General features: G+C 35.7%; 15 protein-coding genes. 1 reads left to right on the forward strand and 14 read right to left on the reverse strand.

All coding sequences use genetic code 11. The features are described from left to right. Nucleotides 1-47: 47 nt before the first annotated feature. Entirely contained in the window at nucleotides 48-1,022 is a 975-nt protein-coding gene (locus A6J74_RS13595; protein ID WP_002047189.1) for a helix-turn-helix transcriptional regulator, read from the forward strand. A 51-nt stretch (nucleotides 1,023-1,073) separates the two neighbouring features. On the opposite strand, the gene A6J74_RS13600 is transcribed toward A6J74_RS13595, so the two are convergent. The 14 genes from A6J74_RS13600 to A6J74_RS13665 all read right to left on the reverse strand — a co-directional run bounded on the left by A6J74_RS13600 (nucleotide 1,074) and on the right by A6J74_RS13665 (nucleotide 17,727). Next, nucleotides 1,074-2,498: a DUF4367 domain-containing protein gene (locus tag A6J74_RS13600; protein ID WP_000185119.1), complete on the reverse strand. Its 1,425-nt coding sequence runs from the start codon at nucleotides 2,496-2,498 to the stop codon at nucleotides 1,074-1,076. Further along, nucleotides 2,464-3,021 carry an RNA polymerase sigma factor gene (locus A6J74_RS13605; RefSeq protein WP_000869268.1) on the reverse strand — a complete coding sequence of 186 codons (558 nt, stop codon included), beginning with the start codon at nucleotides 3,019-3,021 and terminating at the stop codon, nucleotides 2,464-2,466. The genes A6J74_RS13600 and A6J74_RS13605 overlap by 35 nt, the downstream gene beginning before the upstream one ends. A 179-nt stretch (nucleotides 3,022-3,200) precedes the next feature. After that, on the reverse strand, nucleotides 3,201-3,635 hold the full coding sequence (locus A6J74_RS13610; protein WP_000388979.1) for an HIT family protein: 435 nt from the start codon (nucleotides 3,633-3,635) through the stop codon (nucleotides 3,201-3,203). Between the two features lie 61 nt (nucleotides 3,636-3,696). Then, nucleotides 3,697-4,074: an OsmC family protein gene (locus A6J74_RS13615; RefSeq protein WP_000778840.1), complete on the reverse strand. Its 378-nt coding sequence runs from the start codon at nucleotides 4,072-4,074 to the stop codon at nucleotides 3,697-3,699. Then, a complete protein-coding gene (locus tag A6J74_RS13620; protein WP_001187119.1) occupies nucleotides 4,049-5,476 on the reverse strand; it encodes an amino acid permease in 1,428 nt (475 codons plus the stop codon). The genes A6J74_RS13615 and A6J74_RS13620 overlap by 26 nt, the downstream gene beginning before the upstream one ends. 205 nt (nucleotides 5,477-5,681) lie before the next feature. Next, a complete protein-coding gene (locus A6J74_RS13625) occupies nucleotides 5,682-6,326 on the reverse strand; it encodes an amino acid ABC transporter permease (protein WP_000345979.1) in 645 nt (214 codons plus the stop codon). Continuing rightward, nucleotides 6,327-6,983: an amino acid ABC transporter permease gene (locus A6J74_RS13630; RefSeq protein WP_001112673.1), complete on the reverse strand. Its 657-nt coding sequence runs from the start codon at nucleotides 6,981-6,983 to the stop codon at nucleotides 6,327-6,329. Nucleotides 6,984-7,085: 102 nt separating this feature from the next. Further along, nucleotides 7,086-7,913 (reverse strand): glutamine ABC transporter substrate-binding protein GlnH, encoded by an 828-nt coding sequence (gene glnH, locus A6J74_RS13635; RefSeq protein ID WP_000916471.1) that lies wholly within the window; start codon nucleotides 7,911-7,913, stop codon nucleotides 7,086-7,088. Between the two features lie 12 nt (nucleotides 7,914-7,925). Continuing rightward, the gene (locus tag A6J74_RS13640; RefSeq protein WP_162861747.1) at nucleotides 7,926-8,654 is read right to left on the reverse strand and encodes an amino acid ABC transporter ATP-binding protein; all 729 of its coding nucleotides are present in this window, start codon (nucleotides 8,652-8,654) and stop codon (nucleotides 7,926-7,928) included. Nucleotides 8,655-8,791: 137 nt separating this feature from the next. Next, nucleotides 8,792-10,252, reverse strand: coding sequence for an alanine/glycine:cation symporter family protein (locus tag A6J74_RS13645; RefSeq protein ID WP_000387486.1), 1,461 nt, complete (start codon nucleotides 10,250-10,252; stop codon nucleotides 8,792-8,794). 159 nt (nucleotides 10,253-10,411) lie between these two features. Beyond that, nucleotides 10,412-11,383, reverse strand: coding sequence for a phosphotransferase enzyme family protein (locus A6J74_RS13650; protein ID WP_000401664.1), 972 nt, complete (start codon nucleotides 11,381-11,383; stop codon nucleotides 10,412-10,414). 205 nt (nucleotides 11,384-11,588) lie between these two features. Beyond that, on the reverse strand, nucleotides 11,589-12,188 hold the full coding sequence (locus A6J74_RS13655) for a TasA family protein (RefSeq protein WP_000023361.1): 600 nt from the start codon (nucleotides 12,186-12,188) through the stop codon (nucleotides 11,589-11,591). Between the two features lie 252 nt (nucleotides 12,189-12,440). Beyond that, nucleotides 12,441-16,682, reverse strand: a complete 4,242-nt coding sequence (locus A6J74_RS13660; RefSeq protein WP_000820217.1) for a S8 family serine peptidase — start codon at nucleotides 16,680-16,682, stop codon at nucleotides 12,441-12,443. A gap of 403 nt (nucleotides 16,683-17,085) precedes the next feature. Then, nucleotides 17,086-17,727 carry a response regulator gene (locus tag A6J74_RS13665; RefSeq protein WP_000590661.1) on the reverse strand — a complete coding sequence of 214 codons (642 nt, stop codon included), beginning with the start codon at nucleotides 17,725-17,727 and terminating at the stop codon, nucleotides 17,086-17,088. Nucleotide 17,728 lies beyond the last annotated feature (1 nt).

A 17,728-nucleotide genomic window follows, 5' to 3' on the forward strand; every position in this document is an offset into this window, starting at 1 on the left:
TAACATTATGATGTAAACAATATACTAACAATAAAACACGACAATTTATGTCATGTTTAAAAAGAAAAAAGGTGATACATTTGTCAAAAGCTAAACGCTTATTAGATATTCTTATATTTGCTTCTGCGAAAAAAACATTTACAGCTCAAGAAATAGCTGATGAATTTAATATTTCTGTTCGTACTGTCCATAGATACATTTTAGATTTAGGTGATATGGGATTACCCATTTACGCTGAACAGGGTCGCAACGGAGGATATAAAGTATTAACGAATAGAGTAATTCCGCCTATTTTATTTACCGAAGAAGAAGCAGTCTCCATCTTTTTTGCCTTTCAATCTTTAAGCTACTACAGAGACTTGCCTTTTAATACAGAAATCAATTCTGTTACTCATAAACTATATAGCTCTCTACAAAATGAGGCGAAAGCGAAAGTTGATAAAATACGTTCTTATATCGCCTTTTGGAATCCGAAGAGAACAATTGAGACACCACTTTTAAACGAAGTGTTAACAGCGGCTATTGAAAATAAAAATTTACACTTTCAATACGAATCTAAATCGGGGATAAAAACAAAACATGTTCATCCTATCGGTGTATATGCTCATGATGGGCTATGGTACTTACCGTCCTATGACTATGACAGGAAAAAGGTATTACTGTATCGCATCGATCGTATTCTTTCTATATTATCAACGGAAGAAAATGAGGATACATTCATGAATTTAGAAGAGTGGTTTGCCTCTAACTCTAACGTAGTACACAGTCCTACTCAGTTACATGTTTTACTGACAACAGAAGGCGTACGCCAATGTAAAAGCGTTCCTTATCTTGAGGAATTCGTTGAAGTAAACGAAGATGGGACAGGATATATACATTCAACAATTGATAAAGGTGAAATCCATTTTATTACGCCTTTATTTTATAGACTGGGAAAAGATGCACGAGTTTTAGAACCGAGAGAATTGATAGATGGTTTACGTATACGTGCGAAAGAAATTTTAAATATGTATGAAGACTAAAAAGCTGCTAAATATAAGCAACTTTTTAGTCTAGTTATTCCTATTGTTTTATTATTGACGAATATCGAACCACCAACGATTTTTCGCATTCATATTCTCCGTCCCACTAAACCCACTGTAACGGAAAGCATCAAGGAAAATTGAATCCAGCTTATCCTCATCTACAAAATAACCTAAGTTAACTTTTACCGTTTGTCCTGGTCGGATACTGCCAATATTGTAAAAGCTTTTCCCTTCTCCGTGAGGTTCTAAATAATCAACTTCGCCTGTCATAATATTTTTTTCCGCAATTCCATCTCTTTCAGCGTAGTTCCATGCATTACCTTCAGATTTAAGCAACTTTATGGATGGGTGCATATAAATTTCTTCCGTCGACTTTTTACCAATATTTCTCACTTTTGTTGTTAAGTAAACAAATTTAGGATTAACTAATTTTGATTCTACTAGTTTATCAATTGAATCTTTACCATTTCCGAGTTTATATTCATCCCGTCTGTATGGTAGCAATTCTCCTATCTGGTTTAAAGCCTTATTCTTGCTTAGTATTTCTAAGCCAAGTTCATTAAAGTTCTCTTGTTTAAAATCTTTGATTGAATCAAAGACTTCAACTTTTTCTATCACATATTCAACTTGGCTGTCATCCATCGTTATCGTGACTGGAACTTTTTTCCCTATATGAAATAGCCGTTTGCTATCTTTTTTCAAAGGAGTCACCTTAGTTTTTTTAGGTTCATCTGCTTTGCTAAAACGATTTTCATCATATTCTACTATATGTGATGCCTTTTCTTTTGACGTAGGCTCAAGTGAAATGCTCCCTAACACTTCCATCATTTGTTCTTCGTTTACATCGGATCCAATATAACTTTCTAACATAATCCCTTCTTTCTCAAAAAAGAGAAAGACCTTTCTGTCAAACATTACATTGTTGTTTCCTGTTTCTTTATGGACAATTACTGCTTTCCTACCATTTATCTCTTTTTCTTCGTAACTTTTCGAATACAGAGTTTGAAAATCTGTATTTTCCCCTACCCTCCGAAGAGCGAATGAAAATCCCCCCATTGCGTAGTTATCTTTAAATGAATATTTCATAGCACTGTCATCAATTGCTTCCATATTTTCTGGCAATTTACCAATCTTCAACTTATACCACTTATCACTCTTTTTCGAATCCTTATTTGTTACTGAAACATTTACTTCGTAATTTTGTTTTTGGACAATCATATTATAGACTTTCACTGCCCCAAAAACTGTTGTCGGCATGCCAATCAATAAGCAAGCAGCAGCGATTAACATACGATGTTTTTTACGCTTTTTCTGCGGTTGTCCATCTTTCAGCTGCATTTCCTCCATAAACAATTTCTTTTTGCGCGTATATGTATGTGAAAATTCATGCTGTTCTTCGAGTTTATCAAAATCATCTAAAGCAATTTTTTCAGCAAGTTCATATATTTCTTTGGAGTTCTTTGAATTCGTCATGTTGTATACCTCCTATCATATTTTGAACTCGTTTTCGAGCGCGTTCAAACTGCTTACGGACATTGGCCTCCGTTATCCCCATGACACTTGAAATTTCTTGATACGTTAAGTTATAGAAGACTTTGTACTTAAACACCTGTCTGTTCGATTCATTTAACTCTTTTAGCAATGTATCAATTTGAACCTCAGACATTTTACGTTTTTCCCACTCTTCAATATTTTCATCTACTGCTTCTATTGATTCTCTTTCATATTCTTCTAAAAATGTTTCATGTCGTTTATTTTTCCGGTAACTATCAATCGCCTTGTTTTTCGCGATCCTCAAAATGTAGCGTTTAAGCTCTTGAGTAGCCAAGCTATGGAGCTTTTCCAAGTTCTTATAAAGAGTAATAAACGTCTCTTGAACCGCATCTTCAGCCTGCTGAATATTATTTAAAATAGAATAAGCCACATAATAAATTTTTTGTTCGTACAACTCATATAGCTCTTCCATCTTTTCATAATCGTTGTTTGTAACTTTCATATAATTCCTCCTCTCATTCTATATAACGAATGAGCGATATACTTTGTGACACTGCAGCATTCTTTAATAGATAAAATTTAATAATAGAATAAACAAAAGCCCAATTTCTCTATTTTAACTGAGAAATCGGGCTTTTGTTTATTAGAATTTTCCTGACTGTCCCCTTAAGAATATCACTCTTACGCCTTTTCGGGATGCAGTATGTTCTCTATCGCTTCTTTTAACAATGTCTTTGTTTCTTCAAAGTTATGATTCTGTTTTTCTCCAGGTTGTACCGTATAAAACTCGGCAAACGAGCGCTCTTTATATCTCGGTACGACATGCATATGGTAATGCGTTAACTCATTAAAGATTCCACCATTTTGACAAATTGTAACTCCATCTGGTTTATATAATGACTTAATCGCTTTTACAATAAGCTTAGAAGCATCCATAATCGATTTTGCTACAACATCATCTAATTCGTCCACTTCTACAACATGATGCTTTGGCACAATTAAAATATGTCCTGGATAGAAAGGGGCATGATCTAAAAAACATGTTACATATTCATTTTCATATACTTTATATATTTTTTCCTCTTTGTTTGCTAATTTACACCCTAAACATTCCATTAAATTTCTCCTCTTTCTAAAACATAAAAACGTGAGAGCCGTAGTCTCACGTTTTTATGTTTCACCCTATTAATTCAATCGTTTCCGTAACCTTTATACTATCTTTTACAGATTGAACAATCGTACAATTTTTCACTGCAAGTTGCAGCGCCTTGTCCAACTGCTCTTCTGTAATGTTTTGTGCTTTGATTTTATAGTGCAAATGAACACTTTCAACTGGTTTTGATAAAGCTTCACTTCTACCAATTTCGGTTTCAATTGTAAACGTATCGTATGTAATACGTTTCTTTTCTAAAATTGTTCGGAAGACAATTGCACTACATCCTGCGATAGAAGAAACGAGTAATTGTAACGGTGAATACCCATTTTCTTTTCCAATCGCTAATTGACCGTACGATAAATCTGCTTCTATATCATCGTGTTTGATTGTTAGTTTCATTTGTTTTTTCCATCTCCACTTTCATCGGTTTCTTCCGTTTCTTACTCATATAATAATATATGTAGCAGAAAATGATAAATGGAATACCACAATATAACGCCATTCTTTGTTCAGGAATAAACGCTAAACTAATAACAACGATGCTATTTGTAATTAAAGCTAAAATTGGAACAATCGGGTATAGTGGTGTTCTATACTTTAAGTCCTCTAATTTCCCTCCGCCTTTTATATACTGACTTCTAAAACGAAGTTGCGATAGCGCAATAATGATCCAACTTGAAACAGCCGATAAACCAGCTATCGATAATAAGTACATGTACACTGTATCTTCTGCAAGGAAACTTGTGAATAGAGATAATCCAGCTACCGCAATCGTTACGACTAGCGCTGTAATTGGAATACCACGTTTATTTACTTTCTTGAAAGAAGTTGGTGCCATTCCTTCATTTGCAAGTGACCATAATATACGCGTTGCTGCATATAATCCTGAATTCGCTACAGATAATAAAGCAGTAATAATAACGAAGTTCATAATATCAGCTGCATACGGAATACCGATTTTATCAAATACAACTACGAATGGACTTTCAATTACGCCTGCTTCTTTCCAAGAAATTAATCCTACTAAAATCGTCATTGTTAAAATGAAGAATAACATAATGCGCCATACTGTATTACGAATTGCGCGTGGAATTGTTTTTTCTGGATCTTTACTTTCTCCTGCTGCAATCCCGATTAACTCTGTTCCTTGGAATGAGAAGTTAACCGTAATCATTGTAAGTAATACGGCAGCTAGTCCATTCGGGAATAACCCGCCATCGCTTACGAAGTTAGAGAAAAGAGGTGCCGCTTCTTTTCCGTCGTATGGTAAAAATCCTAGTAATGCACTACCACCAAGTAGAACGAATGCAATAATTGTAACTACTTTAATACTAGAGAACCAAAACTCTAATTCAGCGTAACTTTTCGCTGAGATAGCGTTTGAAGCATATAAAATAACTCCGAATACAAGACACCATACCCAAACATCAACAGTTGGAAACCATCTTTTCATCATTAAACCGATCGATGTTAATTCCAGTCCTACTGTTACTGCCCAGCCAAGCCAATATAGCCAGCCGATCATAAAGCCTGTTCCTGGTCCAATAAACTTCGTCGCATACTTTTGGAAAGACCCTGAAACTGGCATTGCTACCGTTAGTTCTCCAAGACAAAGCATTGTTAAATACATAATAAATCCGCCCACTAAATATGAAAGGATGGCCCCCCCTGGTCCAGCCTGATTAATAGTGTAACCTGAACCTAGAAAAAAACCAGTTCCGATTACACCACCAAGTGCGATCATAAATAAATGTCTACTCTTCATCGTACGATGTAATTTCTCATTTGTTGGTTGCTGCATCTTAATCCTCCCCCTACAAGTACCCCTATCTCTTTTTAAAATTTTCTGATAATAAAAATATACACGAAAGCGATTACAATTTCTATATAAAATTAACACTTTTCTGATAAAATAATATAAAAAATCGAATTATTGCAAGATTTAGATACTATTTAGAGGAAAATAAGGAGAAACAAGGGAAAAACCCTTACATATATTGTAAGAGTTAACGAAGCTCTAATCTTCTCGATAAAATTGATAAACTATAATTCACTATAAAATACATACAAGCCACTACTATAAAAGTCGGAATCATATAATTTACATTTTGCCCGCTAATAATTTGAGCATTATGCATAAGCTCTGGCAATGATATAACAACTGCGAGCGACGTATCTTTTAGCAATGAAATAAACTGACTAACAAGCGGGGGGACCATTCTTCTTAATGCTTGCGGCAAAATAATATGCCAAAGCGCTTGCACATACGTTAATCCTGAAGACCTTGCAGCCTCAATCTGCCCTTTTTCGATAGATAATAGACCGCTTCGAACAATTTCAGATATCATTGCCGCTTCAAATATTGTTAAAGCAACAATTGTAGCTGTTATAATTTCTAACTTCAATCCCGCTTCTGGAAGTGCAAAATACGTAAAAAATATAATTAAAAGTAGCGGTAAATTTCGAATCACTTCCACGATAACTCCTAATATTTGTGAAACGACAGGTATTTTCGTATAGCGCAATATTCCTATTACACTACCAATAATAAAGCTAAGTACAATTGCTACGAGCGCTACCTCTAACGTTATAAGTAATCCTTTTAACAAAAAGAGGATATGATCCCCTGTTATAGCTCCCTTAAAATCCATTTACACCGCCTCCTTTGCCAAGCGTTTTTCTAAATAACGCACTAGCATACTGAGCGGAATTGTTAATATTAAATAAAACATCCCGACAAATATATAAACATCAAACGTAACAAACGTCTTCGTTGAAATTAAATCTCCTTGATACATTAAATCAGCACCAGCGATAATTCCGAGTATGGAAGAGTTTTTTACTAAATTAAGAAATTGATTTCCTAGAGGAGGGATTACGATTTTCATCGCTTGAGGTAAAACGACATGGTACATCGCTCGCGTATAAGTCAATCCTGAGGAACGCGCTGCTTCCATTTGACCTTTCGCGACTGATAAAATACCAGCGCGAATAACCTCGGCAATAAACGCTGCAGTATATACCGTAAGCGTAAGTGTTCCTGCTACAAAACCATTTAAAGTAACTCCTATTACAGGTAAAGCGAAATAAAATATAAATGCAATTAATACGAGTGGAATATTTCTTACAAACTCCACAAAAGCTGATCCTATCCAGTTTAAAATACGAATCGGTGCAATACGCATTACTGCCAAAATTACTCCTAAAATAAAACTGCCTATTAACGCAATTACACTAGACATAACTGTATACTTAAAGCCTTCTAAATACATATCAATGTTATTCGTTAATATAGAAAAATCAGGCACATATTCTCCCCTCTTTCTTTACAAGAAGAGGATGAGCATCCCTCATCCCCTCACTCTTACTATTCACTGGGATTAAGCTCCACTAATTAAAGTTTCACTTTACTACTCTTGTTTTTGGCCAATCCATTTTTCATACAGTTTGTCGTACTCCCCACTCGCCTTCATATCTTTTAGTAAGCTATTAATCTCTTTCGTTAAATCATCTGCACCTTTTTGCACAGCAATTCCGTACGGCTCATCCGTGAAAATTTTCCCTACAACTTCATAATTTGAATCTTGTTTTGCCATTCCGTAAAGAATTGCATTATCTGTCGTTAAAACATCACCTTTCCCTGCTTTTAACCCCGTAAATGCCTCACTATAATTTTCAAATTCTAATACAGTCGCTTCTGGTGACTTTTGACGAATGTTATTTGTAGATGTTGAGCCTTTTACGGCTAATACTTTCACACCTTGTTTTATATCATCAATACCTTTAATATTGCTTCCTTTTTTCACAAGTAACGATTGCCCTGCTTTAAAATATACATCTGAGAAATCAACTTCTTTTTTACGTTCTTCCGTAATTGTCATTGTTGCGATAATTGCATCAATATCACCATTTTTCAATAGTGGAATACGCGTTTTAGACGTTACTTCTTTTAATTCTAGTTTCTTTTCATCTCCGAGAATTTTTTTCGCAAGTGCCTTTGCAACATCAACATCAAATCCTTCTACCTGCCCTGTTGAAGGGTTTTTCAATCCAAATAAATTCGTATCATTCTTCACCCCAACTACTAATTTCCCACGCTTCTTAATTTGCTCTATGGCTCCGCCTTGCTTCGTATTCGTTTCTTTCGCCTCATCTTTTTTACTTCCGCACCCGGCAACGACAAGTACGAATAAACATGAGAATACGATTAAGGTAAACAACTTTTTCATTTTAAGCATGAAATTCCTCCTTTAATGATTTAACACTCGGCTTAAAAATAGACGCGCCCTTTCTTGTTCTGGGTCTGCAAAAAATGCTGCTGGTGTTGTATCCTCAATAATTTGGCCCTCATCCATAAATAAAATCCTATCTGCTACTTCTCGCGCAAATCCCATCTCATGCGTGACGACAACCATCGTCATCCCTTCTTTAGCTAACGTTTTCATAACGTCAAGCACTTCTCCAATCATCTCCGGATCAAGAGCAGACGTAGGCTCATCAAATAGCATAATTTCAGGCTGCATCGCAAGTCCCCTAGCAATCGCTACCCTTTGCTGTTGACCTCCGGATAATTGATGCGGGTATACATTAGCCTTTTCCGGGATTCCTACTTTCTCTAAATAAAACATCGCTGTTTTCTCAGCTTCCTCTTTTGAAGCTTTATTTACTTTAATAGGCGCTAGTGTAATATTTTGAAGAACCGTTTTATGTGGATATAAATAAAAATGTTGAAAGACCATCCCGATATCTCGGCGTAATTCATTCATATCCGTTTTCTTATTGTGTACCTCTGTATTTTGTACAATTAATTCTCCATCTGTAATTGTCTCTAATTGATTTATACACCGAAGCAATGTACTTTTCCCTGACCCTGAAGGTCCAACAACTACTACCACTTCACCCTTTTGTACTTGCAGATTAATATCTTTTAAAACTTGAAAGTCACCATAATATTTATTTACATTACGAAACTCAATCACCATACTCCCCCCTTCCTCTAACAAAGCATGTACATTCTTTTTATATTCAAAAATAGGCAAAAAAATAACTTTCAGCTTCATTTTGTCCATAAAAAAAGAGCAAAGGTCGTTCCCTTTGCTCCTTCGTTCCTATCCTATTAAGATACTTCTTCTTTTTTATCTTTCCCATATTCATGCTCCCAGAAATCAGCATTTTTAATTCCTAATTCCTGCGGATCAAATACTGGATCTTTCCCTTCTTTCTTCTGCTTTTCATAGTCTTTTAAGGCGATCAATGCTGGTTTTTGTAGTAGTAAAATCGCGATAATGTTAACCCATGCCATAATTCCTACACCGATGTCACCTAAAGCCCACGCTGTTGCAGCTGTTTTTACACAACCATAGAATACGACTCCTAAGAATACAAACTTTAGTACGATGGACATCCAAGGACGGTCTTTATCACGATTTAAGTATGCAATATTCGTTTCTGCAATGTAGTAATACGCCATAATTGTTGTAAATGCAAAGAATAATAGCGAGATTGCGACGAAACCGTTTCCAAATCCAGGGAAAACAGATTCTACTGCTGCCTGTGTATAACCAGGACCCGGCTGTGCACCGTTTAATTTATTGACGATAAAGTTTTTTCCGCTTGCATCAAATACGTTATACATGCCTGTAATAATCATCATAAATGCTGTTGCTGAACAGACGAATAATGTATCAATGTAAACGGAAAATGCTTGTACTAACCCTTGTTTAGCTGGGTGTGATACTTCAGCAGCTGCCGCCGCATGTGCCCCAGTTCCTTGCCCTGCTTCATTGGAATAAATACCACGTTTTACTCCCCAAGAGATCGCTAAACCAATAATCCCACCAAAAGCTGCTTCTAATGCAAATGCACTTTTTAAAATTAACATGAAAGCATCTGGTAACTTTTCAATATTCATAGCTACAATTACACAAGCTACTAAAATATAACCAAGTGCCATAAACGGCACTACAACTTGTGCTACGTTAACAATTCGCTTAACTCCCCCAAAAATAATAAGCGCTAACGCTGCTACTAATACCGCTCCAGATACAGAAGTATTAATACCGAAAGCTGTTTCCAAACTTACAGCAATGCTATTTGCCTGAACACCCGGTAACAGCATCCCCGTTGCAAGAATTGTTGCCGCAACGAATACTAATGCATACCATTTAACTCCTAGCCCTTTTTCAATGTAATAAGCCGGACCACCACGGAATTGCCCTTGATGCTTCGTCTTATATATTTGTGCAAGTGTTGATTCTACATAAGCAGAACCTGCTCCTAGAAAAGCTACCGCCCACATCCAAAAGACAGCTCCTGGACCACCAAATGCAACAGCCGTTGCAACACCCGCAATATTTCCTGTTCCAACGCGCCCTGATAATGAAAGTGCTAACGCCTGGAAAGAAGAAACACCAGCATCCGATTTTTCTCCTTGAAATGTAAGCTTCACCATTTCTCCTACATGCCTTACTTGTAAAAACCTCGTTCGAATAGAAAAATATAAACCTGCTCCTAAACATAAATAAACAAGTGCTGGACTCCAAACAATATTATTGATCCAACTTACGATTGCTTCCAACATTCCCCCTCCTCATTTTTAAAGAATATTCAGAATATACATAAAATTATACGTGCATACCGAATCTATAACAATATTATTTTAATAAAATAAACATATTTTTGTATAAAAAAACAAAGTATATATTTATTTTATATACTTTGTTTTAATATGAATGTATTATATATTCACAATCGCTTCTCTTTTTATAATTCTTTCATAGAGTTGTTCAGCTAATTCTCTGAAATGATCTGGCATATCTTTCCCTTTAAATTTCTTTTGGAGCGTGCCATACAAACCTATATCACGTAAACGTAAAAATAAAGGTAACGATTCATACCAACTATCCGCCAGCCTGTGCTCATATTCGTACCCTTTTCTTAACACTTGTAACTGTTTACGAGCGAATGTCGTCTTTTCTTCCACTGTCCACGGTGTAAAAAGAACAGAGTAATAAAGAACCATTGCCAAATCATGAATGAAGTAATTATAGGCCGCATCATCAAAATCAAAGATTGTTAACTCTTTTCCATCATAGTGAAAATTGCCTGGATGAATATCACCATGCATAAGGCCGAATGTTTCTCTTTCAATTGGAAGAGCATTTATTTCCTCCATTAATACAGCTGCAATTTCTTTCACGTTCTCATCTTCTAATTCATTAACAATACTACTTTCATCCTCTTCCCACGTATCACGGTAGTCAGTTTTAGGGTAATTCATTGTAAGGCGGTGCAATTGTCCAATCGCTTTTCCCCACGCTTCAAAGTAAGCATTTCCCCAATATGGCGATCCTTCTCCTTTTACTTGCTCACCTTTTGCGTATGTAAATAAGGAAGCAAAAAAGAAAGTTCCATCCTCTACTACAATTTCTTCTACAAGATTTTGAGATGTTGAGTAAAGAGGTCCCGCTACCTTTGCACCGTTCTCCGCAACATATCGTAAAAAATCTAGTTCAGCCTCTACCTCTTTTTTAGAACGATGGGAAGAATGCGTTAAACGTAATACGTAATCTTCATCACTATCACCCTTCGCCTTAAAAATGTAATTTTCAAAATCTCCAAGTGGCTTTTCTTCCACCGTTACATGAAACAAACTTGCAGCTCTTGTTAAAATCTCCTTTGTAAAAACTCGTTCTACAGCTATTTCCATATGTATCCCTCCTATATATCTTCTTAATTCGACATAAATGTTAGAAGTACTGCTATGAATGTGAAAAGCTCTGTTATGACTACTATAAAAATGCGACCCCTACACATAAAAAAATCTAAAAACAAAAAAGGTTGATTCACTAAATCAACCTTTACACTATTAAAAATACTATTTCTCAATTCATTCTTATATATAACATTTACCTTTATTTCTCTTCACCGTTTGTCTGCATTGAATTGAAGGTCCAATTTAATTTCAATGAATCTCCTTGAAATACATTTTGTTCTTCATCATTATCTACAAATGTAAACATTACATAGAAAGTATCATCATCACCAGGAGCAAGTCCATTTCCTTCCCGGTCTACAACACCTTTTTGTACAAGATCAGGAATACTTCCATTTTGCGTAGCTACCTTTAACTCAGATAATGTAGTAGACCAAATTGGAACCTCATTTTTATCCAAATTCCATAAGAAATCAACACGGATATGATCACCAAAATCAGCATTTCCATTATCTCCTTTAGCATCAATAACACTATAATCTGTAAGAAGTTTCACGTCTCCTATCGCTAAGGTTCCTTTGTTAACTAATTGAAAACCGCGCTCCATTTCATCACCCGGTTTAATATTGTCGACATTAATAACAACTTCAGGATTAACACTCAAATCTAAAGTACCCGCTGCAAACGCGTTTTGTGATACTTCTTTATCACTAAAATACGCATATGTTCCCCCACCAATTAAAGATAGACCAAGCGCTGCAGTTACAACACCCATACCAAGTTTTTTCTTAATACTCATTTCACAAGCCCCCCTATTTTAAAGTTCAAACAACAACCTTATTTTCATCCCACAAACAATATTAATTAAGCAACTACCTTGCCCCATAACGAAAGCAAACTAGCTTTAAACTATTTTCTTCATGTACTCAAAAAGCTATTTTTTAAATAACCGGTAATGTTACAGTAAATCATTACCGGTCCGTTGTTAGCAAAAACCATTTTTTCTGTGTTCATTGCTTTATCGTTTAGTTTCCCTTAGAAGTGTATCCCCTTATTTTTTTGGCTCTAAACCAATCGAGCGTAAGATTTTCTCTAACGTCACTGGCCCTACATTTTCTTTCGGTTTCTGATTTTCTTTAGCATCTGGACCCTTTTTCAAGAAGTTTTTCTCAATAAAACGAATATCTGTTTCATCTACAACACCATCTTGATTTATATCTCCATCTTTTACAGATACTTTTCCTTTTCCATACGATAAAGCTGCTATTCTAGCATCTTGAATATCTACCATTTTATCGCCGTTTACATCACCTGCAAGGTTATCATCCATGTCAGCTCTAAAGTTTTGTCCCACTAATTCTCCATCCTGCATTTTCCCTATTTTTGTTGTTAATTTACTATTTAAATGACCTGGCATTTCTACGAAAATATCATATTCTTTATCGCTTACTGGGACACTATGAATTTCAAATTGCCCGTTATCACCAATCGTTCCTGTATATTTCTTTCCATCCTTGCCAACTGCGTACACTTTTGCTCCTAGTTTTGTATAGTCTTTCTTACCTAAATACCCCTCTTCATTCAAGAAAGCTTCCGGGCCAATATATCCTGTAACCGTTGAATGTTTCGAAACAATAGCAAAAGATTTATCTTTAAACGCAGGAATCTCAATGCCTTCAGATGCACCAGCTTTTGTATAAGAGAACTTATCTACTCCAAATGCAGTTAAATCATTAAAGTATTCATCGTTCGCCATCTCGAATGTAACATCTAAAAATGGTGTATCTCCATCTAATCCTTTAAATTCTTTTCCTTCCAATGATGCGCCAACTTTCACCTTGTTTTCCCAAGCTCCTTCTTCACTTATCTTCGGATCTTCTAATTTAAGGTTCAGTCCATGTTGTTTTACATATTCCGTAAGTGCTGGATTTGGTTTCACATCTGTAAATTTAAATAGCTGCTTGTAATAAAGAATTTCAAATGTACCTGACATAAGCTGTTTTACATTATTAAGATTCAAAGTTAACGTAATTTTCTCTCCTAATTTGATTTTATCTTTGTCATAACTTGGAACAGCGTATTCTGTCCCTTCCTTTACAAAGACGTAATCTTTATATCCAGTTGCCATATTCCCTGCAGTTGCAAGATCATATCCAAATAATTTTAGATTTAACGGCTCGTTTATTTCCTCTGGAAGTACTCCAAATTTAAAATCACCATTTGCTTGAATTGTATTCAGCCAACCTGATGGAAAGGCTGAGTTTTGATAATATACAATTTGGTTCGCTTTTTGATCATACTGCAAGCCTTTTGCCTTTAATGCATCTACTGTAGAATCATAAATATTACCATGCACCCATAATGCACGCTGGCCGTCTTCTTCTTTAAACATAGAATCATTGACTTCGTGTATACCAGGTTGTACATCCTTAAATTTCATTTCAGGTATTACATTATCAATGATAATGCTATCGCCTTTTGTATAAGATTTTCCTTCTTTATCATATCCAACGAAGTTCAATTCGTAATCTCCATCAGGCAACATAACAGGTTTATCCGCAATTGGATGAGCTGGATCTCCTGTGAATGGAAGTACATACCCTCCCATACCAGAAAACATCATATATTCAACATTCGGTGTTAGACTACTTGCATTAAGTGTACCAACGACTCCTAATGCCTTCCCTGTCTTTCGGTCCTTCACAACTGCATCAATGGTTTCAAGAGGACTATTTAATTTAAATGTCAACGGCGAACTTGGTCTTTCCATAAATGGATGGAATTTAGAAGCATCTGTTGCCATTGTATCTCTCAGTAAATCTACAGACGCAATCCCTTTTTCTGTGAATTTAACTGCAAATGGTACTTGATATACTTCTTTTTCATTGTTTTTATTTGAAATATGAATATAGCCCTCATATCTACCAAACTCAGCGTTTTCTGGAATGATAATTTCAGGACTAATTTCCTCTGATGCACCAGGAGCTACTTTAATAGAATCTGGTACGTTTAGCTTCACACCATTCTTCGCTGCATCTTGCACACCTACACTTGTAGGTGAAAATTCCACCTCTAATTTAAACTCTTTCCCATCTGTTTTACTGCTGTTCTTAATTAAAACTTTTCGACTATCTTTAATAGGCCCATTTTCAATTTGATTTTTATACCCAAATGCAATAGAACCTGTTTTTTCTTCAATTTCTACTTCTTCATCACCTACAACGTTTGATGTTTTATCAACAACCTCGATAGATGTATCTGCATGAACTGCACGATATGCATCAATTCGCCCTGAGCCCACCTCAAATACAGAACGCTCTTCTTTTAAGTCAACTGCGGTATTCATGAGTGCTTCTTTTACTTCAAATGGACTATAGTTTGGATGTTCTTGTAAAATGAGTGCCGCTACCCCTGCAGTATGAGGAGTTGCCATAGAGGTACCTGACATACGTCCATACGCTACCGGATAATTTTCTCCATCTTTTGGATCATTAATATATTCAGGAACAGTTGAGAAAATAGACACACCTGGTGCTACAATATCTGGCTTAATATCATCTGTCTTAGTTGCAGGACCACGGGAGCTGAAATCAGCTAAGTGATCTCCCTCTGTTTTTATATTACTTAGTTCCCCAAACGCTAACGACACATCTCCTTGTACAGCTTTTGCTTGTAATTTCTCACCATCTACTTTTGTTAGGCGGAACGATGGAATAGATGAAGTACTTTCCCCAAGATAACTTGTAATTTCACCATCTACATTGTTATATACGATTACCGCCTTTGCGCCTGCTTCCTTAGCATGCTTAATTTTCTCATCAAATGTAATCTCACCGCGTTGGATAAGAGCTAATTTTCCTTTTACATCTTTTCCTGTAAAATCATCTGATTTCCCGAGCCCTGCATATACAACTGATACGGATTGACCTTTCAAATCTTCAATCTTATCAGTAAAGCTTTTTCCAAGTAGCATCATCTTATCCACATGTAAATCACCTGCATCGACGGAAAACGTTGGGATCTTCATTGCAGCGTCACTGGCTCCAACTGTAATTGGAAGTGCCGCTGCACTAGGTGATCCAATGGTACCTTCTTCCGGACCACTATTACCTGCCGCTACTACTGTAACAACACCAGCTAACATCGCATTGTTTACTGCCACAGAAGTAGGATATAAAGGATCATTAATAGACGCACCTAGTGATAAATTGATAACATCCATATCGTCTTTTACTGCTTTATCAATCGCAGCAAGAATACCGCTTGTTTGTCCACTTCCATATGGACCTAATACGCGATATGAATATAAATCTACATCTGGAGCAACTCCCGTAACCGCGTAATCAACATTATTCTTTTTGTCTGCAGCGATTGTCCCAGCTACATGCGTACCATGGGATGTATAATATGCACTCCCCTCATAAATCTCAGGATATCCTCCAGAATTTTGCCAATCCTTATACGTTGTCTCCATTGGATCAGCATCATTATTAACAAAGTCCCATCCTTTTATTGAGTTCGGATCTATTTTGCTTGGATCTTCACCTTGCTTTGCACGATATCCTTTATATGCATCTTTCAAATCCGGGTGATTGTAATCAATACCTGTGTCCAGTACACCTACCTTAATTCCTTTACCTGTTATTTTTTCATCATGCAGCTTGTCTACACCAATTTGCGGTACACTATCTGCCATTTTTGGTTCAACAGCAGTCTTAGCTGTTTCTTTCGGCAAATCAATTTTAACCTCATGATCTTCCCATACACGCTTAACGATACCGGTACGAACTAAGTCTTCAATCATGTTCGCAGGTAACGAAATCGCTACACCATTAAAAGCATTCTTATATTCTCTTGTTATTTTTGCAGATTTTAAATTTGTCCCTTTCTCTTTATTCTTTTGAAGCTGTTCAAGCTCTGCTTTAAACCCTTTATGTGATGCCTCTACCTTTTGTTCCGCATTTGAAAGAGCTACCTTTTTCCCTTTAGCCGCTTGTTTTAATACCTCAATTTTGCTAGGTGCTTGCTTAAACTCTATAATCACATTCACATTATTAGGACTTGCTGTATTGATACCTGGCGAAATAACAAAACCTGGTTTTGTATCTAACGTTTTTAAGGCATTACGTTGTTCCTTTGTAAGACCTTTCAAGATAGCATTTGCATCATCAATTCCAGTTAAAGTAGATGTATTTACCTCTTCAGCTAAGACGTTATATGGAATTCCTTGAGACAATAACATTCCAGCTGTTAACGTTCCAATAAGAATCTTTCCAAATTTCCCTCGTTTCATATTGCATCTCCCCATTATTAATATTATTTTTTGAAACAAATTGATTCTTAACTTCCTATTTAGCATTGGAAACTCTATTAATCTTAATCTTGTGTATCATGAAAGATTTCCATCACTACTACCATCCCCATACCTCATATAGCTAATTACTCACTTTTCTCTTTCTATAAGAGCCCTCCATCATTTATTTCCAACAAAGGATTTTCACGAAATGAATTATTAACACGATTAAAATGTAATTCTATTTTTATTATTTCACATTTTGATTATTCTGAAAATTGAACAAAAGGAGTATCTTTTCTCTAAGGATTCTATACCTACATAGTACAAAAGAACTATCTTGCTATTTATTCTTTGTAATAAAGAATAAATAAACATGATAGTTCTTTTAAACATTTCCTATTTAATCCAACGGAACCAATTGATTTCGAACAGCATAAATCACCGCTTGCGATCGACTTTTCACATTTAGTTTTTTAAAAATTTTATTGATGTGAATTTTAACTGTTTTATCACTAATATATAGAGCTTCAGCGATTTCTTTATTACTAAGTCCCTTTACTAATTCAAAAAGAATTTCCTTTTCACGTTCCGTCAGTTCATTTTCATTTGATTCTAATTTCATTTTTTGCTGATGATATGTAATTAATTTTTTAGTCATACGCGGATGAATAACTGAATCCCCTCGATATAACATCCGAATTGCTGCTACTACCTGCTCCGATGATGAATCTTTCAATAAATAACCATCAGCACCAGCCTGGAGTGCATCCATTAAATATTCATCATGCTCATACATTGTAAACACAAGTACTCGACAATTCGGATAATTTTTTTTCACCAACTCTGTAGCTTCAATCCCATTTTTCCCCGGAAGATTAATATCCATCAAAATACAATCTGGTCTGCATTCTTCTACTTTTCCCAATACTCCGTCCCCAGAGCTAGCTTCTCCAACCACTTTCATATCAGATTCATCCTCTAGTATGTTCCGAATTGCGTCTCGTAAAAAAGCATGATCATCCACTACTAATATTTTAATCATT

The organism is Bacillus sp. FDAARGOS_235 (genome assembly GCF_002073415.2).
Lineage (GTDB): Bacteria > Bacillota > Bacilli > Bacillales > Bacillaceae_G > Bacillus_A > Bacillus_A toyonensis.